Genomic DNA, 23,815 nt, shown 5'->3' on the forward strand with positions numbered 1-23,815 from the left:
AATTAAATTTCGGTAAAAATAAGGAAATATCTAATATATAGATTGTTTTCAGAGACAAGACTACTGTAAAGAATCCTATTTTAGAATATTTGGAAAATAAATCAGTCTTCTTTTACTACCTTTTCAAGTGTAAAAGAAAATTCAGACCCTACTTTGAACTGACTTTTCACATAAATTTTTTCTTTATGTGCTTCTATAATATGTTTTACGATCGCTAAACCTAATCCGGAACCTCCTTCTGTTCGGGCTCCACTTTTGTCAACTCTGTAAAAACGCTCAAAAAGCCTTGGGATATTTTGTTTCTGAATACCTTCTCCATTATCAGTTATCCTGATAATGATCTTATTATTAACTAAATCTTCTATACTTACTTCTGTTGTTCCATCATCTTTTCCATATTTAATGGAATTAACAACCAGATTAGTCACAACCTGCTGTATCTTTTCTCTGTCTGCATAGACCTTGATCGGTTTATAATACTTCATATCGAACATGAGCATGATATTCTTTTTTGAAGCTTTCATTTCAAGTAGATCAAATACACCCTGAATTACCTCAACAATATTAAACTCGGAATAATTCATATTAACATCACCTGTTTCGAGTTTGGTAATCATATCCAGATCTTTTACGATATAAATCAACCGCTCTACACCTTTTTCTGCTCTCTGAAGGTATTTTTTACGGATATTCTTATCATCCATCGCTCCGTCAAGAAGGGTAAGTAAATATCCCTGAACGGTAAATAAGGGTGTTTTTAGCTCGTGAGATATGTTTCCAAGAAATTCACGTCGATATTCTTCACGAATTTTTAATGTATCTATTTCAATTTTTTTGTCGCTGGCAAATTTCTGAACCTCACGGGTTAATGTTTCCATATCTGTAGTGATGGGATACTCTCTCAAGGAACTGGATTCCAAAAGGGAAACATTATCATATATTTTTTTGACTCTTTTATAGATAAATCTCTCTACTCTGTATTGTAGCATAAAAAAGGAGAAAATATACATTGAAACAGCAAAAATACCACAGAACTTCATTGAGAACTGAAAGAAAAATGCAGTTAGCCCTGCAGTAAAGAGGGTGGAAAAAAGAGTAATATAAAATGCTGATTTTATAGCAAATTTGTATGTCTTTCTAAAACTTATAGGCATTTATATCTCAAATTTATATCCTACACCTTTGATTGTCTTGAATAATTCTTCTCCTATCTTTTCTCTTAGTTTTCTGATATGAACATCTATTGTTCTTCCTCCAACGATCACTTCGTTACCCCATACTTTATCTAAAATCTCTTCTCTTTTAAAGACTTTTCCTGGTTTTGAAGCTAACAGATAAAATAATTCAAATTCTTTTCTTGGTAAAATAATCTCCTTATTTTCTTTAACAATCTTATATTCTTCTCTGTTAATCTCTATCCCTCCAACGTTCAGAGTATCTATATTTTGTTCTTCTTTCAGCCTTCTTAACAACGCCTTAACCTTACTTACCAGAACTTTTGGTTTGATCGGTTTAGTAATATAATCATCTGCTCCGGCATCAAATCCTGCTACCTGTGAATAATCTTCGCTTCTTGCTGTAAGGAAAGCAATAATCACATTACTGAGTTCTGGTAATTTCCTTATGATTTCACAAGCTTCCATCCCATCCATTTCGGGCATCATAACATCCATGATTATTAGATGAGGAAGTTCTTTTTTTGCCTTCTGTATGGCATCTTTACCATTTACAGCGGTAATAATCTGGTAACCTTCTTGGGAGAGATTATAACCTACAATCTCTAGAATATCTGGTTCATCATCTACTAATAAGATTTTGATTTCTTTTTTTTTCATAATAGGAGCTGTATCTGTTTGCGATTGTAAATGTAAATATAAAACAAAACGATTGCATGTATTTACTATAATTTAATGTGTTAACTATTTCATAATAAATATGAAACAGAAAGGTAACAGGGAGGTAACCTCAACTTTACAATAGTAGTATTCCTTTGCTCCAGATAAAACACATAACTAATGAAACTTAAACTATTATTCATTTCTCTCTTTATTTTTACAATGGGATTTGCTCAGGAGAAAGGCAATGTATCCGGAATCTTAACAAGTAAAGAAATTAAAGATGAACCTTTACCATTTGCTAACGCATTGATAAAGAATACCGGTATTGGAGTATCTACAGATAGTAATGGAAAATATTCTATTGATCTTGCTCCGGGCAGTTATGTTCTTGTTTTTAGTTTTCTGGGATACGAAAACAGTGAAATCCCTTTTATGATTAAAGCTGGTGAAAAGAAAATCATTAATAATGCTCTGGGATCTGACAACCTTTTGCTTGATGATGTTATTATTCATAAAACGGTAAGCAGAGAAAAAGAATCTGCTTTATTACTGGAACAACAGAAAGCAGCTACAATAACGCAAAGTATAGGTGCTCAGGAACTATCGAGAAAAGGGATTAGTGATGCAGGATCGGCAGTAACGAAAATGACAGGAATCTCAAAACAAGACGGCAATAGTGGTGTTTTTGTACGGGGACTGGATGATCGTTATAACAGTACGACATTAAACGGACTCCCTTTACCGTCTAACGAACCGGAAAACAAAAACGTAGCTCTGGATCTTTTTTCTACAGATGTAATTCAGTCTATCGGGGTCAGTAAAACATATGACACACAATTATATGGTGATATGGGTGGTGCGAATATCAATATTGTTTCTAAGGAACATACTGGTCGTGGAAAACTCAGAATTGAGATTGGAAGTGGACTAAACAACAATGCGTTCGGAACAGATTTTAAAGTTGCGGACGGAATAGAAAAAACAGGTTTTTATACTATAAAAAGACCTAATTCGGTTAACAAATATCAGTTCAAAACGCGATGGACACCTAATAATGAAGGGAAACCGGTCAATATAAACTTTGGGATTTCCGGAGGAACCGGTTTTGATGTAGGCTCTGAAGGGAAAATCAGTGTTTTTGCAAATGCCTCTTATGAAAACGGATATAAATATAAAAACGGATTCCAACGAGTGGTATCTAATTCAAATGATGATATTGCTGTTGATTACTACAACGTGGATAAATATGAATTTATGACTAAAACCACATTAATGGCAAATCTCGGATATAAGATAAATTCCGGAAATGTGATAAAAGTAAACAGTATTTTCATTAATTCTTCTAGCAGTACTGTAGGGGAATATGACAGTTATCTGGGGCAAGGGGATAATCGTTTTGAGTTTACACGACAAACATTAACGGAACAAAATAAACTATTTGTGAATCAATTACTGGGAGATCATTCTATTAATGATCGCCTAGACTTTAACTGGGGCGCTTCTTATGGCATTGTTAATGCGGATATGCCGGATCGTATCACTAATAATCTGATACTGGACAATGGAGTTTACTCTTATAATACTAGTTCTCCTTCTTCTAACAACCGTTATTTCCAAAAAATTAAAGAGGATGAATTCTCTGCAAAAGCGATGTTTACTTATAAACTTTTAAAAGACAGCAATGATAATTATAACGGAAAACTAAGATTTGGTTATAACGGAAAAATTAAATCGAGAGACTTTGAGGCAACTCAATTCAATTTCAGGATCACAAACAGTACCAACCGAATACCGGTTACTAAAAACACAATTGATGACTTTTTAAATCCGGATCATCTGAGCACAGTTCCTAATATTGACGGTACATATAACATTACAACGGGTCGTGTGAGAAGTTTAAAACCATTTACTTATACAGGGGATCTGAGCATTCATGCAGGGGTTGTGAGCTTTGAACAGAATCTATCGGATAAACTGACTTATACTGTTGGTTTAAGAGCGGAAAAAATAAATCAGACAATGGACTGGAACACTAACATTTCTTTATCGGGTGTTACATTTAAAGATGCAACTATCGACAAAACCTTCTTATTACCTTCTGCTACTTTAAAATATGCAATTAAGGACAATCAGAATTTACGTTTTGCTTTAAGTAAAACCTATACATTACCGGAATTCAAAGAAAAGGCTCCTTTCAGATATGAAGGTATTGGAGAAAACTCAGTAGGTAATCCTTTCTTAAAACCATCTGATAACTATAATTTTGATATTAAGTGGGAATTATTTCCGGAAACGGATGAATTAATTTCTTTAACGGGTTTTGCTAAATACATCAAAAACCCTATCAGCAAAGTATTACTAAACTCTGCCCTAAACGATAATACTTTTGTAAATGCGGGAGACTATGCTTATATCGTAGGGGCTGAATTCGAGATCAGAAAAAATATCTGGAATATAAATGATACACAAAATTTATCCGCAGGGTTTAACCTTACTTATATGTACTCTGAACAAAAGCTAGATTCGGAAAAAGTAGCAAAAGAGACTAATAATTCAGTAAACTTCAATGTTGATAAAGACCGATTACAGGGTGCTTCTCCTCTATTAGTAAATGCAGATATCACTTACATACTGGATAATGGAGCTTTCAGACCAACTATCTCATTAGTAGGTAATTATTTTCATGACAGAATCTATTCTTTAGGTTCTTTCGGAAAAGGAAATATTGTCGAGAAAGGAATACCAACTCTTAATTTTATTTCCAGTGCCAAAATCGGGGAACACCTTACCATGAGTTTTAATGTAAAAAACATACTGGACAGTAAGATTCGAAGAGTACAGGAAAACGCACAGGGAGATATTGATGTTTATTCTTTCAGAACTGGTCTGTTTTTCAGTTTAGGATTAAAATATGACCTGTTTTAATCTGATTGTTAGTTGTTGGTGCTTGGTTGTTAGTTTGAAAAAAGTAAAATGTGAGATGTGAAGGTGTCTAATTAAGGTTGACTGATTTATAATAAAACTTAGTACGATGATTTGATTTTTGGATTATTCAATAGTTCGATTACTGCTTCGCAAAATCTCCGATTTAGAGAAAGTGTTTGTCAGTCTCCGACTAGCGCGTAATAGATTACGTGATAATAAAGATTTACAAAGGTTTACAAGAAAAATCCAACAACTAACAACTAACAACCTTATTGTACATCGTATATTATTTCAGTATTAAACAAATAACATTATAATAACAATAATATCAGATTATTATAATAATTAGATAATAATCTGTTAACTGTCTTGACGTGAACAAATCTCATATTTGCATAACATAATTAAACAACTAAAAACTATCTCAAAATGAAAAAATTATTATTCAGCTTAACGATTTTAAGTCTTATTTTCACCAGTTGTTCCAGTAGTGACAGCAACAGTAGCGATGAAGATGTTAATGTACCTGCAACTGGAGAATTAATAGGGGATATTACTACGGATATGACGCTAAATGCCAATACTGTTTATACTTTAAAAGGAGAAGTATTTATTAACAGCGGAGTAACCTTAACAATCCCTGCAGGAACTACTATTAAAGCTTATGCGGAAAAAGATGCAGAAAAAGTAGCTTTCTTAGCGGTTAAACAGGGAGGGAAAATCATTGCTAAAGGAACGGAAACCAATCCAATTCGTTTTACATCTACTAAAGCAAATCCTGCTCCTGGAGACTGGGGAGGTATTGTAATCTGCGGAAACGCTATTACTAATTTAGGTACAAATGTACAGGCTGAAGTTACAGGATTACGTTATGGAGGGACTAATCCGGCAGATAATTCCGGTATCTATTCTCATCTTATTGTTGAATATTCTGGTGCACTTATCAATCCGGAAGCAGAATTTAATGGTGTTACTTTCTATGCTGTAGGTTCTGGAACGACTGTAGATAATATCCTTGTAAGACAAGGTTCTGACGATGCTTTCGAATGGTTTGGCGGTTCTGTAAATGCTACTAATCTTGCTGCAATCGGCTGTCAGGATGATTCTTTTGACTGGACAGAGGGATGGAACGGCACTGCTACAAATTTATATTCTGATCAGTCATCTGCTACTGCTTTTTCTTCTGACAGCAGAGGGATCGAGGCTGATAATAATTCAACTAATCCGCTCTTAGCTCCAATATCTAATCCTACTCTGAAAAACATTACTCTTATCGGAAGAAACAATCCGCTTGTAACAAGTGAGGCAGGAATAATGTTAAGAAGAGGAACAAAAGGAACGATAGATAATGTTTATATTTCCGGTTTCAAAGGAGCTACTAAAAGCTTTGGTATCAATTTTGACGGAAAAGAAACTCAGGCTGAATTTGCTGCACATCCTGTTACTAATGTAAGCATAAACAATGTTACTGCTACTTCAAATTTCCCTGCTTATTACACTGTTAATGATAAAGCTACGGGAGCAGGTAACGGAGCATTACCTCCAACATGGATGGGCTGGATGAAATAACACGTATTTATCAAAACCACTGTATTACCAAGAAAGACCCTTTATGTTAAAGGGTCTTTTTTTTATTATATTTTGGCATACTATTTGGTAATAAATTTAGTATCTTTGACACGTTTTAATTTTAACTATGGTGAAAAACTACATTTATATTTTTTTTATTGCTTTATCACTTACCTCTTTTGATCTTTCTGCACAGACAGTAAAAAAGAAGCAAGAGGCTACTATTGACGGGTTTAGTTTCTATCCAAACCCTGTAATCAATGGTAAAATTTTTATCACTACTAAAGCAGATAAAAGTAAAGAGATCGAAATTTTTGATGTTTTAGGATATGTTGTTTTACAAACAGTAATTAACGAAAAAGAATTAAGTGTTTCCAATCTTTCACCGGGAGTATATATTATCAAAATAAAAGAAGGAGACGCAGCTGTTACCAGAAAATTAATTATAAAATAATTTTTTCTATAATCATATTAAAAGCATCCAACCTCCGGCGGATGCTTTTTTATTTTGTGTACTTTTGCTAAAATTTATTCTCTTGAGCCTAACTACCGACATTTTTAATAGTAACAGTCAAAAAGAATTTGAAAAGAAAGCACTAAAAGTGTTTCGTTTTCAATATGACCATAACATTGTTTACCGAGAATTCTGCGACCTATTAAAAGTAGGGAAAACAGAAGTGAAAACTTTACAACAAATCCCTTTTTTACCCATCCAGTTCTTTAAAAGCCATACTGTACTATCTTCTACTGATCCTGCTCAGGAAACCTTTACCAGTAGCGGAACAACAGGAAGCATCACCAGTAGACATTTAATAACGGATGTTTCTCTGTATGAAGAAAGCTACCGTAAAGGTTTTGCTCAATTCTATGGAAATATTGAAGACTATGCTGTATTAGCACTATTACCTTCTTACCTGGAAAGGCAAGGTTCTTCTCTTATTTATATGGTAGAAGATCTGATTCGGCTTTCCAATAACCCTGACAGTGGTTTTTATCTGTTTAATCATGATGAGCTAATTAAAAAACTGACAGAACTGGATCTATCCGGACAAAACGTCATTCTGATTGGTGTTACGTATGCTTTACTGGACTTGATTGAAAAACAAAATTTTCAGTTTAAAAATGTGATCATTATGGAAACAGGCGGCATGAAAGGAAAAAGAAAGGAAATGATCCGTGAAGAACTACATGAACAACTCTGTAATGGTTTTGGTGTACATTCTATTCACTCTGAATATGGCATGACAGAATTATTATCTCAGGCTTATTCTCTGGGAGACGGAATATTTGAATGCCCACCATGGATGAATATCATGATACGAGATACGGAAGATGCCTTAACCTATATCGAGGAAGGAAAAACAGGAGGGATTAATGTAATCGATCTTGCTAACATCAACTCTTGTTCTTTTATTGCTACTCAGGATCTGGGTAAAAAATACTTAAACGGACGTTTTGAAGTATTAGGACGTTTTGATAACTCAGATATTCGCGGTTGTAATCTAATGGTATTGTAGTAAAAAGTATTCAGTCACAGTTTTCAGTATCCGTAATTTAGTCAGAATGTCAAAAGTCTTAACGTGAATATTAGTAAATAGTTTTCAGTCTCAGTTCTCAGCGATATACAAAACCATCAACTATTATAAGCTTTGCGAACCTTGCGAGTACCCTTGCGTCCTTGTGGTTAAATCCCCTTAGCGGTTAAATCGGTATCAATAAAAAAAGCCGCCTTCTCAGACAGCTTCTCTATTTTTGATCTATACAATTCGTAAAACGAAATAATTCTTTTTACCTCTCTGTAATAATACAAACTTATTATTGATCAGATCTTTTGCTGTGAGAGTAAAATCTTCTGTTACTTTCTCTTTGTTTACAGCAATAGAATTCTCTGTTAAGGCTCTTCTTGCTTCTCCATTTGATTTTAAAAATCCTGATTTTTCATTCAGAACAGTAACAATCTCTAAACCTGCTTCGATATCTTTTCTTGAGATCTCAGCTTGTGGAACTCCTTCGAAAACATCTAAAAAAGTTGCTTCATTTAACTGCTTCAGATCATCTGAGGTTGAGTTTCCGAATAATATCTCGGAAGCCTTGATTGCATTCTCTAAATCAACTTTAGAATGTACCATAATGGTGATTTCTTCTGCCAGTCGTTTTTGTAAAACTCTTAAATGTGGAGCTTCAAGATGTTCTTTTGATAATTTTTCAATTTCTTCTCTTGATAAGAAAGTAAAAATCTTAATGTATTTTTCTGCATCAGCATCTGATGTATTTACCCAGTACTGATAAAATTTATATGGAGAGGTTCTCTGAGCATCTAACCAAATATTTCCTCCTTCTGATTTACCAAATTTTGTTCCGTCAGCTTTGGTAATCAACGGACAGGTCAATGCATATACTTTCCCTCCCTGCATTCTTCTCACTAATTCTGTTCCTGTTGTAATATTTCCCCACTGATCGCTTCCTCCCATTTGAAGGGTACATTTTTTGGCATTGAACAAATGTAAAAAGTCATACCCCTGCAACAACTGATATGAGAATTCTGTAAAAGACATCCCTTCTGCTGAATCTGCTGAAAGACGTTTTTTTACAGAGTCTTTTGCCATCATATAATTTACAGTGATGTGTTTTCCTACTGTACGAATAAACTCCAGAAAAGAAAATTCTTTCATCCAATCATAGTTATTTACTAATTCTGCTGCATTGGGTGCATCTGAAGTAAAATCTAAAAAACGGGATAACTGATTTTTGATCGCTTCTTGATTGTGACGCAAAGTGGTTTCATCTAATAAATTTCTTTCATTAGATTTTCCTGAGGGATCACCTATCATTCCAGTTGCTCCTCCTATCAGAGCAAGAGGTTTATGCCCGGATAATTGAAAATGTCTCAAAAGCATCACTCCTACCAGATGCCCAATATGAAGTGAGTCTGCAGTAGGGTCAATTCCAACATAAGCCACACGCATACTTTCTAACAAATGTTCTTCTGTACCTGGCATTACATCTTGTAACATGCCTCTCCAAGTTACTTCTTCAATAAAATTTTTCATTTTTTATGTAAATAATTTGCCCCAAAGATAGGCAATTCAGTAAAATCAGTTACCCTTTGCCTGCTAATTTAGTTATATATATTCCGTTCAAATAGTGTTTCGGTTATTGATAATTGTTAACTTTGCTTCTATGATATTGGTTACAGGTAGTACAGGTTTAGTTGGATCCCACTTATTACTTCATTTACTGGAAAATGGAGAACGGGTACGCGCATTATTTCGAAATAAGAAAAACATTGTAAAAGTTGAACAACTTTTTAAATATTATAATAAAGAAAACTTGTTTCCTGAAATTGAATGGATTAAGGGAGATATAACGAATATTCCTTCTCTTGAAACTGCTTTTGAGCAAATCAGTTATGTATACCACTGTGCGGCGCACATCTCTTTTGATCCAAAACAGGAGAACCTTTTAAGAAAAATCAATATTGAAGGAACTGCTAATATTGTCAATTTGACTATAGATCATAAAATCAAAAAACTTTGTTATGTTAGTTCTATTGCAGCATTAGGTGATCTATTGGATCATGAATCAATCATCACAGAAGAAACAGAATGGCTTGTGGATAAGCCTCACAGTGATTATGCTATTACAAAACACGGTGCTGAAATGGAAGTTTGGCGTGGTCAGGAAGAGGGACTTAAAATCGTTATTGTTAATCCCGGTGTTATTTTTGGTCCCGGTTTTTGGGAACAGGGTAGCGGAGAAATCTTCAGTCGAATAGCAAAAGGACTTCATTTTTATACAAAAGGTTCTTCCGGCTTTGTGGCTGTAACGGATGTTGTGGCTATTATGTTCCAATTAATGAAAAGTGAAATTAAAGGGGAACGATTTACACTAATCTCTGAGAATATTGTTTTTCAGGATATTACTACAACTATCGCTACTGCTTTAAAGGTAAAAGCTCCTTCTGTTTATGCAAGACCATGGATGACCAAAATTGCATGGAAAGTGGATTGGTTTTTATCTAAATTTTTGAACAAAAGAAGAACACTCTCTAAAGCTGCTGCTAAATCTTCTCATACAAAGGATCACTATTCTAATGAGAAAATTACAGCTACATTACAGTACTCTTTTAAAGATATCAGAAATTATATTAACGAGATAGCGAGAAACTACAATAATTGATAGTTTTGTAAAATGTTATTTGTAAAAAGTAAAACGGAAAAACTGTTTACTGATTTAACCACTAGGACGCAAGATAGGTAATTCGCAAGGTTTGCAAAGGCTACTGAAACTGCCTACTTCTTAATTGCACTTTTTGAATCGGTTATAGCTTTTTTCTTTTTCACTAATCGGTTATTTACTTCATCATACATCTTTTCGTATAATTCGATATCGGAGGCATAATACCGTTCGTTTTGTGCAAATTGTAAACTGTCAATATTATATTTCAGATATATATAAGAGGGAGGGGTCAATTTTTTCTGTTCCAGCTTGGTTGGGTTTACACTTCTAATCGCTTGTACGATAGACAAATCATAGATTATATCAACCATTTTTTCTTCACTAATCAATTTATCCGGCTTCTCAACAGCTGATTTCTCACTACATGCAAAAAACAATACGGTAACTAACAATAAAGCTATTATTCTCATATTTAAATATTCATTTTTAAAATCATCTGGTTTCAAGAACCGTTAAAAAATACAAAAAGGGCGTGTTAACGGTCAAATTGTAATCTCTGAGCGCAACGAACTTCTTTTATTTTAAAGTTCTGATATACTAACTGCCCGTTCACAAATGTATGTGTGACTCTTGATTTAAAATTAACTCCTTCAAAGGGTGACCAGCCTACTTTATATAAAATATTCTCTTTTTTTACATTCCATGGCAATCCGGGATTAATCAAAACCAAATCGGCATAATATCCTTCTTTAATAAATCCTCTTTTATGAATCTTAAAAACTTTAGCCGGATTATGAGCCATTTTCTCAACGATCTTTTCTACAGAGATTTTCCCCTGATGATGTGCTTCGAACATGGCAACTAAAGCATGTTGTACTAACGGACCTCCGGAAGGGGCTTTAGTATACACATTGTTTTTTTCTTCTAAGGTATGAGGGGCATGATCAGTCGCAATTACATCCAGTCTGTCATCCAGTAATGCTTCCCAAAGTACTTTTTTATCATTTGCCGTTTTAATAGCGGGATTCCATTTGATCAGTGTTCCTTTTTTATTGTAATCTTCATCTGTAAACCATAAATGGTGTACGCATACTTCTGCCGTGATCTGTTTATTTTCCAAAGGAATTTTATTGGTAAACAAGTCTACTTCTTTTGCTGTTGAAACATGGAACACATGTAAACGGGCACCTGTTTTCTTCGCTAATTCAACTGCTTTTGAAGAAGATATATAACAAGCTTCTTCGCTTCTTATTTCGGGATGATATCTCATAGGTATATTCTCTCCATATTCTTCCTGAAATTTTGCTAAATTATTTTTAATCGTTTCTTCGTCTTCACAATGAACGGCAATCAGCATCGGAGTACTTGAAAATATTTTTTCCAGCACTTCTTCGTTATCTACTAACATATTTCCGGTTGATGAGCCTAAGAATAATTTTATTCCGGCAACTGTTTTCGGATCTGTTTTCAGAATTTCTTCTAAATTATCATTTGTTCCTCCCAACATAAACGAATAGTTTGCAAAAGAGGAAGTTCCTGCAATGTCAAATTTTGCTTCAAGTGCCTCTTGAGTAACGGCCTGAGGGTTTGTGTTCGGCATCTCTATAAACGATGTAATACCGCCTGCAATTGCAGCTCTGGATTCTGTAAAAATATCTCCTTTATGCGTCAGTCCGGGCTCTCTGAAATGCACCTGATCATCAATCACTCCCGGAAGCAGATAGCTTCCTTCTGCATCAACAATCTTAATATCTGACGATTTTGGACTAATAGTGGTGGCTATTTCAACAATATATTCGTTCTCAATTAGTACATCTCCTTCAAAGATTACTCCTTCATTTACTATTCTTGCATTCTTAATTAATACCTTGTTCATCTGATTTCTATAATCGGTTAAGCATTTTTTTTATTCTGAGTGCAATTACTCCAAAAACGGCTTCTTTTATAATTGCATTACTCATTTTTGACTGTCCTTTTATTCTGTCTGTAAAAATAATAGGGACTTCTTTTATTTCGAATCCTTTTGCATATGTTCTGTATTTCATCTCTATTTGAAATGCATAACCTATGAAATGTATTTTATCCAGATTTATTTTTTCTAAAACTTTTCTTTTATAACAAACAAAACCAGCTGTTGCATCATGTATTTTCATACCTGTGATCATTTTCACATAAATCGATGCAAAATAAGACATCAGAACCCGATTCAAAGGCCAGTTTACCACATTAACTCCTGTAACATATCTGGAACCGATTGCCATATCTGCCTCATCAAACCGACAGACATCATACAACTTTTTCAGATCGTCCGGATTATGAGAAAAATCTGCATCCATTTCAAAAATAAACTGATAATCATGTTCTATTGCCCATCTGAAACCATGAACATATGCGGTTCCCAATCCTAATTTCTTATTCCGTACTTCAAGAAACAATCTCCCTTCAAATTCTTTCTGAAGCTCTTTAACAACATCTGCCGTTCCATCCGGCGAATTATCATCAACTATTAAAACATGAAACAGATTTTGTAAAGAAAACACAGCTCTAACAATACTCTCGATATTTTCAATCTCGTTATAGGCAGGAATTATAACAATACCGTCACTCATATATATAATAAATTTCAGTACAAAAGTAAACTTTTTATAATCGCAGTTACATAATAAATTTATAATAAAACAAAATGGTTGATAAAATTACTAATTTTGCACCAACTATGAGAAATTTAGAACTGCATCAAAGGATAATTGAAAACAAAGACTGGGCAACCATCCTAATTGTCTTTACTCTTGCTTTAATTGCAATCACTAAATCAGGTTTTGAAAACAGGTTTAATGAATTTATTAAACTGGCCTATACTAATAAATATTTGAAAATCTACAAAGATGCCGGTACTGTTATGGGTTGGTTTACTACTCTTTTATTCATTGTTCAGATTTTATCTTTCTCTTTTCTCATACAATTACTCTTAAGTTACTTTGGATTTACCACTAAAACAAATATCATAACATTCATACAGATTATTACACTTTTATGTTTCTTTATTTTATCTAAATTTTTAGTTGAAAAAATAATAGCAACCTCTTTTGATATAGAAGAGTTTAATGAACATTTTAATCTGCAGAAAGTCAGTTACAGAACTTACATAGGCCTACTTCTTTTCCCTATTAACATCATTCTTTTTTACAATGATGATCCACCGATACTATTTATCTATTTACTAATTGGTACTATCTTGGCAATAAGCACACTAACTTATCTTGTTTCTTTAAAGAATTATCAAAAATTGATTATGGGTAAATTGTTTTATTTTATTTTGTATCTTTGCGCTCTCGAAATAGCCCCTTATTATTTCATGTATTATTGGTTTACAAAAAGTTAAGGCATTAAGAAAATTCAAATATGAAAGTGAAAACAATTTTGGTATCACAACCAGAGCCTAAAGTAGAAAATTCACCATACTTTGAGCTACAACACAAGCATAAGGTAAAAATTGATTTCAGACCTTTTATTCATGTTGAAGGTGTTAGTGCTAAAGACATCCGACAACAAAAAATTGATCTCAACAACTTTACTGCTATTATTTTAACGAGTAAAAACTCTGTTGATCACTTTTTTAGAGTTGCTGAAGAAATGCGTTATAAAGTTCCTGAAACTTTAAAATATTTCTGTCAGTCTGAAGCAGTGGCTTTTTACCTTCAAAAGTATGTAGTTTACAGAAAAAGAAAAATCTATGTAGGTCAAAAAGAATTTATAGATTTATCTCCTCTTATCAAAAAGTATAAAGATGAGAAATTCTTATTACCGGCTTCTGATCAACTGAACTCAGATGCACCACAAACACTGAACGGATTAAAAGTTACTTGGTCACAGGCTACTTTTTACAAAACGGTAATGAGCGATCTTACGGATTTGAAAGATGTCTATTATGATGTACTGGCTTTTTTCAGTCCAACCGGGATCAAGTCTTTGTTTAAAAACTTTCCTGATTTTAAACAAAATGAGACTCGTATTGCTGTTTTTGGAACTACAACTCAGAAAGAAGCTATAGAACATGGATTACGAGTAGATATTCTCGCTCCTACTCCTGAAACACCTTCTATGACAATGGCTTTAGAAAAGTATATTGCTGAGGTAAATAAAGTAAAATGATGTTTTTTTAAAAAAACAACACTATAAATAAAAAGAGCTGTCAAATAAATGACAGCTCTTTTTGTTGAATATAATAATCAAATTTATGCCAGAGGTCCTCCTGCTAAAATTTCAGCATTTGCAAACTCTTCAAATTTAGTAAAGTTCTTTTTAAACGACTGTGCCAATTCAGTTGCTTTTACATCATAAGCAGCTCCGTCAGCCCATGTGTTTCTCGGATTCAGAATATCACTTGGTACATCCGGACAAGTCTGTGGTTTTGACAAACCGAATATTTCATGCTTAACGAATTCTACATTGTTCAGTTCTCCGTTTAAAGCAGCAGTAATCATAGAACGAGTATATTTCAGCTTCATTCTGTTTCCTACTCCGTAAGGTCCACCTGTCCATCCGGTATTTATTAACCAAACGTTTACACCGCTCTCTTTGATCTTAGCACTTAACATCTCAGCATATTTTGTTGGGTGTAAAGGCATGAAAGGTGCTCCAAAACAAGTTGAAAAATTTGGCTGTGGCTCATTTACTCCTGCTTCTGTTCCTGCTACTTTTGCAGTATAACCGGAAATAAAATGATATGCTGCCTGTCCTGGTGTTAGCTTAGAGATGGGAGGTAAAACTCCAAAGGCGTCTGCTGTAAGGAAGAAAATATTTTTAGGGTTTTTACCTATGGAACCCGGCTGAACATTATTAATATGATAAATAGGGTAACTTACTCTGGTATTTTGCGTGATAGAAATATCATCAAAATCTACTTCGTTTGTTCCTTTTTTGAAAACTACATTTTCTAAAAGTGCTCCTTTTTTAATGGCTCTGAAAATATCCGGTTCGTGTTCTTCGGTAAGGTTAATCACTTTAGCGTAACAACCTCCTTCAAAATTGAAAACGGTATTTTCACTTGTCCATCCGTGCTCATCATCTCCGATTAGTTTTCTTTTCGGATCTGCTGATAAAGTGGTTTTACCGGTACCTGATAAACCAAAGAAAATAGCGGTATCTTCTTTTTCTCCTACATTGGCACTACAGTGCATTGGTAATGTATTTCTGAAAACAGGCAAAATGAAATTCAAAGCAGAGAAAATCCCTTTTTTGATCTCTCCCGTATAACCGGTTCCTCCTATCAGAACAATCTTTTTTGTAAAATTTAAAATAGCAAAATTAGACTGACGTGTCCCGTCTACTGCCGGATCTGCCATAAAACCGGGAGCGCATACAACATGCCATTCTGTAGTAAAATTTTCCAGTTCGGATTCTTCCGGCCTTAAAAACATGTTATAACAAAATAAATTTGACCACGGAAGTTCTGTAACTGATCGTACATTTACACGGTAATCGGAATCTGCACAAACATAACTGTCACGAACAAAAATTTCTTTTCCTGATAAATAAGCAGTTACTTTATCGTAAAGTGCATCAAATTTTGCTGAATCAAAAGGAAGATTTACATTCCCCCACCACACTTTATCCTCTGTAATACTGTCTTTTACAATAAAACGATCCTGTGGAGATCTACCTGTAAATTCTCCTGTATTAACGGCTAATGCTCCTGTTGAAGTTTCAACTCCCTGTCCTTTCTCTATTGTTAAATCATGTAACTCATCAGGACTTAATTGATATCTGACATTTGCATTTTTAATCCCTAATCCTTCTAACGAAATCGTTTTCGTAAATAGGCTATTACTATCCATAACTTTAATATTGAGTTGTGTTATTAATTTTGCAAAAGTAAAAATTAAATTCCGTATAGCTCAACAATTTAAGCAGATATTGTTACTTTTTAGCTAAACCCTTTATAATCAAAAGTGCCCATGCGAATATTAACAACATTCCTCCTACAGGGGTTATCAGAGCAAATGAACTAATATCGACAGTTGTTATATTTTTTGTACTCAATAAATAGATTGATCCTGAGAAGAGCAACACTCCTAAGAGGACTAATATATAAATCGTTTTCTTGGTTTTTTGTGTTATTCCCTGATAAACACCTATAAATAATAAAAAGAAAGCATGATACATCTGATATCTTACTCCTGTTTCAAAAGAGATCAACTGATCTACCTCTAATACTTTTTTTAACGCATGCGCTCCGAAAGCTCCAAATATAATGGCAATCATGCCGAAAACAGCTGCTGTTATAATAATTCTTCTATCCATGATACTGATTTTACACAAAACTATAGCAAAAATTAATGATGCTGTGAATTGATTTTATTTTTTATAAATATAACAAATTCATACATTCGTATTTAGATATACAAACGAAACTTTTATGAGATCGATTTTAATCATCGGAGCGGGACGGTCTGCTGCTTCTTTAATCCGGTATTTACTGGATAAATCCGAACAGGAACAACTGCACATCACTATTGCGGATCTGTCACTGGTCGCTGCTCATAAAAAAACTCAAAATCATCTTAATGCAACGGCAATTCAACTGGATATTCTGAATAAAGATGAAAGACAGAAAGCAATACGACAAGCAACAGTAGTTATCTCTATGCTCCCTGCCCGACTGCATATTGAAATCGCAAAAGATTGTATTTTACACAAAAAACATTTGGTGACGGCTTCTTATATCAGTGATGAAATGCAGGCTCTGGATCAACAGGCAAAAGAGAATAATCTGGTTTTTATGAATGAGATCGGACTGGATCCGGGTATTGATCATATGAGCGCCATGAAAGTAATCCATGATATTCGTAATCAGGGTGGTAAGATAATTTTATTTGAATCTTTCTGTGGCGGATTAATCGCTCCGGAATCGGATACGAATGCCTGGAATTATAAATTTACCTGGAATCCCAGAAATGTGGTTTTAGCGGGACAGGGTGGTGTTGCTAAATTCCGGCAGGAAGGAACTTATAAATATATCCCGTATCAGCAGCTCTTTAAAAGAACGGAATTTCTGGATATTGAGGGTTATGGACGATTTGAGGGTTATGCCAACCGAGATTCACTGAAATATAAATCGGTTTATGGTCTGGAAGATGCCCTAACCTTATATAGAGGAACGATCAGACGTGTCGGTTTTTCTAAAGCCTGGAATATGTTTGTTCAGTTGGGCATGACAGATGACAGTTACATCATGGAAAACTCTGAGAGCATGAGCTACAGAGAGTTTACCAACTCTTTTTTACCTTATAATCTCTCGGATTCTGTGGAACTAAAACTACGCTATCTGCTCAAGATCGATCAGGATGATATCATGTGGGATAAACTGATTGAACTGGATCTATTCAACCCGAACAAAATCGTTGGTCTGAAAAATGCAACTCCGGCTCAGATACTGGAAAAGATCTTAACGGAACAATGGACGTTAGAGGAACATGATAAAGATATGATCCTTATGTACCATAAATTCGGCTATGAAATTGACGGTGTAAAAAAACAGATCGATTCTAAAATGGTCGCACTGGGAACAGACCAGACGTATACTGCAATGGCAAAAACAGTGGGATTACCGGTTGCCATCGCAGCATTACAGATCTTAAACGGAAAAATAACTACTCCGGGTGTACAATTACCTATCCGCGAAGAAGTCTATTTACCTATATTAAAGGAACTGGAAGAACATGGGATTGTTTTTCAGGAAACAGAGGTTCCTTATAAAGGGTATAATTCCTGAAGTTAGTATTAAAGGGTTTAATGATTAGTTCTGTTGGTTTTTTTGTTTAAAGTTTAAGGTTTAAAGTTCTGAGCACAGCGACTGAATACTGAGACTGTGAACTGAATACTCTTTTCCTCTACGCTAACCCGCCACCACCGGCAGCAGGGGGATGATTCAAAACATAACTATAACGGTTATAGTTATTTTACCCTAAATATTAAACATACTATTTTAGTATGAATTCATTGTAGTAATCAATAAAAGTACAGCTTGAGACAAGATGAAATAGACTATAAAAGACAATAAGGTTATACCTACTGCTATTGTATATTTTTTCATTACTCCAGACTCTTGTCGGATAACACTAAAATTAAAGGACGCTGCAAGAAAACCTATAGCTCCTCCTATAGCTCCTCCTAAAAAGACAAGTAAAACGGGTAAATATCCTATAAAATAATCTAAGGCTGACACAGGGTCTTCAATATTTTTTCTCTGACCTCGAAAAATAACAGCATAAACAAATTTTAAATTTCTTTGTATTTTTAGTTCTTCAACTCTTCCATCTGTTGTTTCTAACTTATAGTTACTGAAAAACCCTTTCTTCTTTATTAATTCTCCTTTATAATATAATTTGTTTGAAAAAGGGGTATAAACTAATTTAAGATCACCCGGAACGTCTTCAAGAGAAAATGGTATTGTTGTTATATAATTCATTAGTTTTTATTATTATTAATTTTTGTAAAGATTGTCTAAGTACCAGATATTGCAGATTTAGCTTTACTCAATTCAGCTAAAGCCTCGGGGGCAATCCGTGATCCTAGCTATATAAACAGCCTGTTATTAAACAAGCTGTTTTGTATTTATAGCTCTTCGTTACGGGCACGGAAAACATTTCCGCGCTATCCCCTTATGCCAATATATCCGAGCGATCCGATGGCGCGGATTTGCAATCCGTGAGCTCATCATACAAACACAAATACATACCTATAACTCTTTTTCATTAAGGGCACGGATTAAAAATCCGCGCAATCGGGATGTTTTACATTGTCATGTGATTTTAGGACAAGACAGGGTGCCTTGTCCTAAAAAAGATTATATAAATGTGTAAACTTATTCTAGGACAAGACACATTCGTCCCTCCTATAATTGCTCCTCCTGCTGCCCAGCCTGCAGGTGAGGTTTTAGCCAAAGAGATATAAACTCCTGATTATTATCAATAACTGCAACACAGTTATTGATAAACTCAACTGCATTACCTATTTTTTCAGGGTTTCCAATACATATCCAACCTGTATGAATATTTATATATACTGGTAAATCTTCTTTACTTAAACCATAAGAGCCAACTCCTACTTCAAAATCATCTGTAACTTTCAAAGAACCTTCCTTATATTTTGGAATACCGAATGCTGATTTAATTCTTTTACCTCTAAGAAATCCTAATACTTCAATAATTCTTTTATCACTATCAATATTAAGCTCAAGAGCGTTTAAAGCTATATCGATATCTATTACTTTTGTTGCTCTTGGCTCAATATCAAAAGCACATTCATCAATATCATACATCAACAAACGATCTTCTTTTTTTTCATTATAATCAATACTGAATTTCATATCCAATTATTTTACAAAATTAAAATGATAAATCACTTTTGTTTTTGGATTAATCCCTAGTTCGAATAGACCTTGTGACCCTCTAAAAGTCCCTCGCTGGCGCGAGCATCTTGCTCGTGACCACATAAAACTATTTCCTAGAGTTAAAATAAACTAAAACATTAAGAACTAGGACACGAGCAAGATGCTCGCGCCAGCAGAGAATAAATATTTCCTTTTTGTTTCTCTTTTGTGTAAACCTATTTCAGGACAAGACACTATGCAAAGTTTAAAAAATCATCTTCATTTTTTAATGCCTGTGGTAAAAAATCCTTTGCTATAGAAAGGATGTATTCCCAATCTTCTACATTTATTGAGACATCTACTTTTGAAGCATAAAATTTAAAAAAAAGCTTCTTTTCTTCTGAAATTGATATTTCTAAAAAAGGATTTTTACTTTCATTAAAAAAAACTTCTAAATAAGGGAAATCAAAATTAATATCTCCTACTTCTTCTATTCTTATATTTTTATTTTTCATAAAATTTATTATTTTAATCCTCTAAACCCTATAAAAGTTCCATCTAATCCCCAACTTGCCGCAGTTCCATTTGGCAAAGTATAAGTAACCCAACCTTTAGGATACCTCCCTCCAGCACCTGTTGTTCTAATTCCATTTCGTATAATGTTTTTAAGCGTAGATGATCCTAAATTATTTAATGACCCTGGTGTTTTATAAACTTTCATTAAGGCTTCTGTCGATTTAAAACCAAAATATTCCGGATGCTTTGTTACTGCACGTCCTACATTTGTCAATCCTCCTCCTTTAAAAGGAGAAATAGCATGTTTAAAAGCTTTTACAGTATTAAATCCCCCTCCACCAACTAAATCAAGAGCTCCTAAACCTCCTACAGGAGCTATATCTGTAGCAAATCCATCATTATTAACAAAGAACCCTCTTCCATTATGGGTAACTATACCACCATCTAAAAACCTCATAACAGACCCAAAAGTACTTAACTCACTTCTTGCCGGAGCAATCTGATAATCCGGCACAATCGATTCATACTGAACAAAACTTGTAGCACTTCCCGTCATATTATTGACAAATCCCGTATTATCCGGCATCGGTCCTGAATAATTGGTCGTATAGATCGCTACTTTGACCGTTTTGTTCTTATTCCCTTTGAAAAGCTTTGAAATCGAATCCCCTATCGATTTATAATTTCTTTCGGTCCATTTCCCTACGGATTTTGCTTTATCTCCCCAATTTTTTAAATTCAGGTTTTTAGCGCGCCAATTCTTAAATCCGGGATCATTCCAACGGTTTGCCATATAGGATATACCGATTATTCCGGCGGATATACCCATTTGAGCACCCCGTTGATGCGAACATCTTGCTCGTGACCACAATAAAACTATTTTCTAGAATTATACATAGGACACGAGCAAGATGCTCGTGTCAACAGGGAGTAAATATTTCCTTTTTGTTTCTCTTTTGTGTAAACCTATTTCAGGACAAGACACCTATTTCAGGACAAGACACTTTTTAAAAACGCTTCCATATCCGATAGATATTTGTTAGCCTCTTCAATAGTTACGCTATTTCCTTTTTGAGCACGTAAGATTTCTAAAGGTGTCCAAAGGTCATACCATTTCCCAATCAATTCCTTATTTTGGAACTCTCCAGCATCCAAAGCCCCTTCTAATTCACCAACAAAATTATAATACTGTGATTCTCCTTTACGGAAGCTCTCAATAGATTTAATCATATCATCCCAAAGCCTTAATTGATGTTCGTTGAATAGCATATTTATTTCCCTATTTTAATTACAGATATAACTCGTGTACCTTGTCTATTGGTAATTACTCGAACATTTTCAAAAGTCCGTACAACTTCCGTTGCTGTATTTCCTGGTGTTACTTTTCCAAACTTAATTGCATTTTCAACCGCGGAAGGAGGAATACCTCGACTAAATGATGTAGCACCTTTCATTATAGTACCAACAGGTTGCATTCTTTCCAATGCATGTGTCGTATATTCAATACCGTTGAGAACTGTTCTTCCACCACTTGCTGCTGGCCAAAGCTTCGCACCCCCATTAGCAACAACCTTCATCCCCATTTTAGCACCCCCTCCACCAACTAAATCAAGAGCTCCTAAACTTCCAACAGGAGCAAATCCTGTGGCAAAACCATTTCTATCAACCAGAAGCCCAGCACCATTATGAGTAATTGCTCTGCCTCCATCCAGAAAATTCATTACATTTTCGAAGGTACTTAGTTCGCTTCTTGCCGGAGCTATTTGATAATCCGGTACAATCGATTTTATAGTACCGCCGATTCCTCCTCCGGCACTTCCCGTCATATTATTGACAAATCCCGTATTATCCCTCGCTGGCGCGAGCATCTTGCTCGTGACCACAATAAAACTATTTCCTAGAGTTAAAATAAACTAAAACATTAAGAACTAGGACACGAGCAAGATGCTCACGCCAGCTGGGAATTATCAGTGTAAAATTCTTCTACCAACTTTTGGTTCAAATAATCAAAAACCTCAGGTTTTATTTTCTTTCGAGCTTGGACAAATGCACTTTTAGTAAAAGATTCCTGAGGAATTCCTTTTCTCTTTAAAAAACTTAAAAAGTTAACAATCTCAAGAGATAGGCTCTTGGTCAGAAAATTAATCATACATAAAATAGTACCCGAAAAAGACTGTTTTCTTTTTCTGCTAAAATCTTTTTGCTCCATCTTAAATTTATCTCTCAAATAGTTACTGAAAATTTCCGATTGAATTTCCAATAAAATCTTAAAAACCGTTTTTTTTGCATAAATCTAAATTACTTAATTACCTCTTAAATATAGAAAAAAGACAGCATTTAAAAAAGAATAAAAATCTGAAATACAATCAATTAACCCCTTAACTTAATGACATTGGGCTCGTGCCAGCAGGGAGTAAATATTTCCTTTTTGTTTCTCTTTTGTGTAAACCTATTTCAGGACAAGACACAATCTCTCATTCGAGGGATTGCATCATCTTATAAACTCCTTTTTGCTTGAGAAAATCTATAACATCAAGATTTGTTCTTGCCGTTTTGGTTCTATCATTCATATCAGGCATATCAATCCCATATAGAAATTGAATAAGCTCCCAAACCAAAGATTCTTCTTCTATAGGCTCAAATTTTAGTTCATTATTATCAAATTTCAGCATCATATCCCAAGCCCACCTATCAGCTTGAGCGTAAGAAAATGTTCCATTTAATAAAGTATTATAAATCCTCAATACCATGTTAATTTTTACTACCATTTTCCGAGGTACCCTCCTGTACCATTAAATAAATAATGTGTTTTTATTCCTGTCCCAAATTCAGGCCTAACTTGAATTACACCTCCATTGGGATTTAACGTTTCAAACCAAGTACGTTTAACTCCTGTTGTTGAATTCCATTCCCTGACCATTCTAAATGAATTAGTATTTCCTCTGTTTAAAGTTGTTTGTCCATAATATCTAAATCTTCCGTTCGCTAATTCTTTGAACCCTCCTGCTCCATATTTCTCAAGTTGTCCTAAGTGTTGGCTTAATTTAACTCCATTAGTTGCCAAAGCACTTGCTCCTCCCTTAGTAACAGCCCTCATTCCTGTATTACTAATCGCATTCGAAGCAACACCAGCCCCTTTCATAATAGGAACAGAACTTAATATCTTAACACTAGATTGTGCTCCTGATAAACTATTACCATAACGATCTGATCCTGTAAGATGTCCTTTTAGACCATCCCAAGCAAGGGCAATTGGATTATACTGATCTATTTCATAAACGACTCTATGTGTCCAATCCATAAAACTACCACTGCCATCTCCGCCATAATTCTGAATGCCTCCGGCACTTCCTGTCATATTATTGACAAATCCCGTATTATCCGGCATCGGTCCTGAATAATTGGTCGTATAGAT

The 23,815-nt window shown here is 34.4% G+C and carries 25 protein-coding genes; 8 read left to right on the forward strand and 17 right to left on the reverse strand.

What is annotated here, in order from left to right; genetic code table 11:
* Nucleotides 1-101: 101 nt before the first annotated feature.
* Together AC4FQX_RS11025 and AC4FQX_RS11030 are read right to left on the reverse strand one after the other, a co-directional pair.
* Complete coding sequence (locus tag AC4FQX_RS11025) at nt 102-1,154, reverse strand: sensor histidine kinase (protein ID WP_491167750.1); 1,053 nt, start codon at nt 1,152-1,154, stop codon at nt 102-104.
* Nucleotides 1,155-1,835 (reverse strand): response regulator transcription factor, encoded by a 681-nt coding sequence (locus AC4FQX_RS11030; RefSeq protein ID WP_491167751.1) that lies wholly within the window; start codon nt 1,833-1,835, stop codon nt 1,155-1,157.
* A 180-nt stretch (nt 1,836-2,015) separates the two neighbouring features.
* On the opposite strand from AC4FQX_RS11030, the gene AC4FQX_RS11035 reads away from it, so the two are divergent.
* The 4 genes from AC4FQX_RS11035 to AC4FQX_RS11050 all read left to right on the forward strand — a co-directional run bounded on the left by AC4FQX_RS11035 (nt 2,016) and on the right by AC4FQX_RS11050 (nt 7,849).
* A complete protein-coding gene (locus tag AC4FQX_RS11035; RefSeq protein ID WP_491167752.1) occupies nt 2,016-4,763 on the forward strand; it encodes a TonB-dependent receptor in 2,748 nt (915 codons plus the stop codon).
* 429 nt (nt 4,764-5,192) lie between these two features.
* Nucleotides 5,193-6,332 (forward strand): beta-helix domain-containing protein, encoded by a 1,140-nt coding sequence (locus tag AC4FQX_RS11040; protein ID WP_491167753.1) that lies wholly within the window; start codon nt 5,193-5,195, stop codon nt 6,330-6,332.
* Between the two features lie 127 nt (nt 6,333-6,459).
* Nucleotides 6,460-6,786 carry a T9SS type A sorting domain-containing protein gene (locus AC4FQX_RS11045; protein ID WP_491167754.1) on the forward strand — a complete coding sequence of 109 codons (327 nt, stop codon included), beginning with the start codon at nt 6,460-6,462 and terminating at the stop codon, nt 6,784-6,786.
* An 82-nt stretch (nt 6,787-6,868) separates the two neighbouring features.
* Nucleotides 6,869-7,849 (forward strand): LuxE/PaaK family acyltransferase, encoded by a 981-nt coding sequence (locus AC4FQX_RS11050; RefSeq protein ID WP_491167755.1) that lies wholly within the window; start codon nt 6,869-6,871, stop codon nt 7,847-7,849.
* 240 nt (nt 7,850-8,089) lie between these two features.
* Here the strand turns inward: AC4FQX_RS11050 and tyrS are convergent, their stop codons facing one another.
* Nucleotides 8,090-9,382: a tyrosine--tRNA ligase gene (gene tyrS, locus AC4FQX_RS11055; protein ID WP_491167756.1), complete on the reverse strand. Its 1,293-nt coding sequence runs from the start codon at nt 9,380-9,382 to the stop codon at nt 8,090-8,092.
* A gap of 130 nt (nt 9,383-9,512) precedes the next feature.
* On the opposite strand from tyrS, the gene AC4FQX_RS11060 reads away from it, so the two are divergent.
* On the forward strand, nt 9,513-10,511 hold the full coding sequence (locus tag AC4FQX_RS11060) for an NAD-dependent epimerase/dehydratase family protein (RefSeq protein WP_491167757.1): 999 nt from the start codon (nt 9,513-9,515) through the stop codon (nt 10,509-10,511).
* Between the two features lie 113 nt (nt 10,512-10,624).
* On the opposite strand, the gene AC4FQX_RS11065 is transcribed toward AC4FQX_RS11060, so the two are convergent.
* The 3 genes from AC4FQX_RS11065 to AC4FQX_RS11075 form a co-directional block, all read right to left on the reverse strand.
* Nucleotides 10,625-10,981, reverse strand: coding sequence for a DUF4296 domain-containing protein (locus AC4FQX_RS11065; protein WP_491167758.1), 357 nt, complete (start codon nt 10,979-10,981; stop codon nt 10,625-10,627).
* 65 nt (nt 10,982-11,046) lie between these two features.
* Entirely contained in the window at nt 11,047-12,387 is a 1,341-nt protein-coding gene (locus AC4FQX_RS11070) for a dihydroorotase (protein WP_491167759.1), read from the reverse strand.
* A 7-nt stretch (nt 12,388-12,394) separates the two neighbouring features.
* Nucleotides 12,395-13,120 (reverse strand): polyprenol monophosphomannose synthase, encoded by a 726-nt coding sequence (locus AC4FQX_RS11075; RefSeq protein WP_491167760.1) that lies wholly within the window; start codon nt 13,118-13,120, stop codon nt 12,395-12,397.
* Between the two features lie 74 nt (nt 13,121-13,194).
* On the opposite strand from AC4FQX_RS11075, the gene AC4FQX_RS11080 reads away from it, so the two are divergent.
* Both AC4FQX_RS11080 and AC4FQX_RS11085 read left to right on the forward strand, forming a co-directional pair.
* Entirely contained in the window at nt 13,195-13,893 is a 699-nt protein-coding gene (locus tag AC4FQX_RS11080) for a DUF4271 domain-containing protein (protein WP_491167761.1), read from the forward strand.
* A gap of 20 nt (nt 13,894-13,913) precedes the next feature.
* Nucleotides 13,914-14,663 (forward strand): uroporphyrinogen-III synthase, encoded by a 750-nt coding sequence (locus AC4FQX_RS11085; protein ID WP_491167762.1) that lies wholly within the window; start codon nt 13,914-13,916, stop codon nt 14,661-14,663.
* Between the two features lie 83 nt (nt 14,664-14,746).
* On the opposite strand, the gene pckA is transcribed toward AC4FQX_RS11085, so the two are convergent.
* Nucleotides 14,747-16,348 (reverse strand): phosphoenolpyruvate carboxykinase (ATP), encoded by a 1,602-nt coding sequence (pckA, locus tag AC4FQX_RS11090; RefSeq protein ID WP_491167763.1) that lies wholly within the window; start codon nt 16,346-16,348, stop codon nt 14,747-14,749.
* An 82-nt stretch (nt 16,349-16,430) separates the two neighbouring features.
* Nucleotides 16,431-16,814, reverse strand: a complete 384-nt coding sequence (locus AC4FQX_RS11095) for a DUF423 domain-containing protein (protein ID WP_491167764.1) — start codon at nt 16,812-16,814, stop codon at nt 16,431-16,433.
* Between the two features lie 115 nt (nt 16,815-16,929).
* Between AC4FQX_RS11095 and AC4FQX_RS11100 the strand changes: the two genes are divergently transcribed.
* Nucleotides 16,930-18,285, forward strand: coding sequence for a saccharopine dehydrogenase family protein (locus tag AC4FQX_RS11100; protein ID WP_491167765.1), 1,356 nt, complete (start codon nt 16,930-16,932; stop codon nt 18,283-18,285).
* Between the two features lie 213 nt (nt 18,286-18,498).
* Here the strand turns inward: AC4FQX_RS11100 and AC4FQX_RS11105 are convergent, their stop codons facing one another.
* From AC4FQX_RS11105 to AC4FQX_RS11145, 9 genes are all read right to left on the reverse strand, one after another.
* Nucleotides 18,499-18,981, reverse strand: a complete 483-nt coding sequence (locus tag AC4FQX_RS11105) for a hypothetical protein (RefSeq protein ID WP_491167766.1) — start codon at nt 18,979-18,981, stop codon at nt 18,499-18,501.
* A gap of 426 nt (nt 18,982-19,407) precedes the next feature.
* Nucleotides 19,408-19,881, reverse strand: a complete 474-nt coding sequence (locus tag AC4FQX_RS11110; RefSeq protein WP_491167767.1) for a hypothetical protein — start codon at nt 19,879-19,881, stop codon at nt 19,408-19,410.
* A gap of 257 nt (nt 19,882-20,138) precedes the next feature.
* On the reverse strand, nt 20,139-20,399 hold the full coding sequence (locus AC4FQX_RS11115) for a hypothetical protein (protein WP_491167768.1): 261 nt from the start codon (nt 20,397-20,399) through the stop codon (nt 20,139-20,141).
* 8 nt (nt 20,400-20,407) lie between these two features.
* Nucleotides 20,408-21,271 carry a hypothetical protein gene (locus tag AC4FQX_RS11120; protein ID WP_491167769.1) on the reverse strand — a complete coding sequence of 288 codons (864 nt, stop codon included), beginning with the start codon at nt 21,269-21,271 and terminating at the stop codon, nt 20,408-20,410.
* A 119-nt stretch (nt 21,272-21,390) separates the two neighbouring features.
* Nucleotides 21,391-21,669 (reverse strand): hypothetical protein, encoded by a 279-nt coding sequence (locus AC4FQX_RS11125; RefSeq protein ID WP_491167770.1) that lies wholly within the window; start codon nt 21,667-21,669, stop codon nt 21,391-21,393.
* A gap of 2 nt (nt 21,670-21,671) precedes the next feature.
* The gene (locus AC4FQX_RS11130; RefSeq protein ID WP_491167771.1) at nt 21,672-22,268 is read right to left on the reverse strand and encodes a hypothetical protein; all 597 of its coding nucleotides are present in this window, start codon (nt 22,266-22,268) and stop codon (nt 21,672-21,674) included.
* An 80-nt stretch (nt 22,269-22,348) separates the two neighbouring features.
* A complete protein-coding gene (locus tag AC4FQX_RS11135; protein WP_491167772.1) occupies nt 22,349-22,609 on the reverse strand; it encodes a hypothetical protein in 261 nt (86 codons plus the stop codon).
* Between the two features lie 265 nt (nt 22,610-22,874).
* Complete coding sequence (locus tag AC4FQX_RS11140) at nt 22,875-23,168, reverse strand: hypothetical protein (protein WP_491167773.1); 294 nt, start codon at nt 23,166-23,168, stop codon at nt 22,875-22,877.
* Nucleotides 23,162-23,815 (reverse strand): hypothetical protein (locus AC4FQX_RS11145; RefSeq protein WP_491167774.1); only part of this gene is annotated, 654 nt, incomplete at its 5' end. The genes AC4FQX_RS11140 and AC4FQX_RS11145, both read right to left, overlap by 7 nt.

This window comes from Flavobacterium sp. AK-301 (genome assembly GCF_058310215.1).

Excerpts from the sequence above, each read along its gene's own strand:
- AC4FQX_RS11025 (WP_491167750.1), bottom strand. The coding sequence starts at position 1,154 with ATGCCTATAAGTTTTAGAAAGACATACAAATTTGCTATAAAATCAGCA.
- AC4FQX_RS11030 (WP_491167751.1), bottom strand. The coding sequence starts at position 1,835 with ATGAAAAAAAAAGAAATCAAAATCTTATTAGTAGATGATGAACCAGAT.
- AC4FQX_RS11035 (WP_491167752.1), top strand. The coding sequence starts at position 2,016 with ATGAAACTTAAACTATTATTCATTTCTCTCTTTATTTTTACAATGGGA.
- AC4FQX_RS11040 (WP_491167753.1), top strand. The coding sequence starts at position 5,193 with ATGAAAAAATTATTATTCAGCTTAACGATTTTAAGTCTTATTTTCACC.
- AC4FQX_RS11045 (WP_491167754.1), top strand. The coding sequence starts at position 6,460 with ATGGTGAAAAACTACATTTATATTTTTTTTATTGCTTTATCACTTACC.
- tyrS (WP_491167756.1), bottom strand. The coding sequence starts at position 9,382 with ATGAAAAATTTTATTGAAGAAGTAACTTGGAGAGGCATGTTACAAGAT.
- AC4FQX_RS11060 (WP_491167757.1), top strand. The coding sequence starts at position 9,513 with ATGATATTGGTTACAGGTAGTACAGGTTTAGTTGGATCCCACTTATTA.
- AC4FQX_RS11065 (WP_491167758.1), bottom strand. The coding sequence starts at position 10,981 with ATGAGAATAATAGCTTTATTGTTAGTTACCGTATTGTTTTTTGCATGT.
- AC4FQX_RS11070 (WP_491167759.1), bottom strand. The coding sequence starts at position 12,387 with ATGAACAAGGTATTAATTAAGAATGCAAGAATAGTAAATGAAGGAGTA.
- AC4FQX_RS11075 (WP_491167760.1), bottom strand. The coding sequence starts at position 13,120 with ATGAGTGACGGTATTGTTATAATTCCTGCCTATAACGAGATTGAAAAT.
- AC4FQX_RS11080 (WP_491167761.1), top strand. The coding sequence starts at position 13,195 with ATGGTTGATAAAATTACTAATTTTGCACCAACTATGAGAAATTTAGAA.
- AC4FQX_RS11085 (WP_491167762.1), top strand. The coding sequence starts at position 13,914 with ATGAAAGTGAAAACAATTTTGGTATCACAACCAGAGCCTAAAGTAGAA.
- pckA (WP_491167763.1), bottom strand. The coding sequence starts at position 16,348 with ATGGATAGTAATAGCCTATTTACGAAAACGATTTCGTTAGAAGGATTA.
- AC4FQX_RS11095 (WP_491167764.1), bottom strand. The coding sequence starts at position 16,814 with ATGGATAGAAGAATTATTATAACAGCAGCTGTTTTCGGCATGATTGCC.
- AC4FQX_RS11100 (WP_491167765.1), top strand. The coding sequence starts at position 16,930 with ATGAGATCGATTTTAATCATCGGAGCGGGACGGTCTGCTGCTTCTTTA.
- AC4FQX_RS11105 (WP_491167766.1), bottom strand. The coding sequence starts at position 18,981 with ATGAATTATATAACAACAATACCATTTTCTCTTGAAGACGTTCCGGGT.
- AC4FQX_RS11110 (WP_491167767.1), bottom strand. The coding sequence starts at position 19,881 with ATGAAATTCAGTATTGATTATAATGAAAAAAAAGAAGATCGTTTGTTG.
- AC4FQX_RS11115 (WP_491167768.1), bottom strand. The coding sequence starts at position 20,399 with ATGAAAAATAAAAATATAAGAATAGAAGAAGTAGGAGATATTAATTTT.
- AC4FQX_RS11125 (WP_491167770.1), bottom strand. The coding sequence starts at position 21,669 with ATGCTATTCAACGAACATCAATTAAGGCTTTGGGATGATATGATTAAA.
- AC4FQX_RS11130 (WP_491167771.1), bottom strand. The coding sequence starts at position 22,268 with ATGCTCGCGCCAGCGAGGGATAATACGGGATTTGTCAATAATATGACG.
- AC4FQX_RS11135 (WP_491167772.1), bottom strand. The coding sequence starts at position 22,609 with ATGGAGCAAAAAGATTTTAGCAGAAAAAGAAAACAGTCTTTTTCGGGT.
- AC4FQX_RS11140 (WP_491167773.1), bottom strand. The coding sequence starts at position 23,168 with ATGGTAGTAAAAATTAACATGGTATTGAGGATTTATAATACTTTATTA.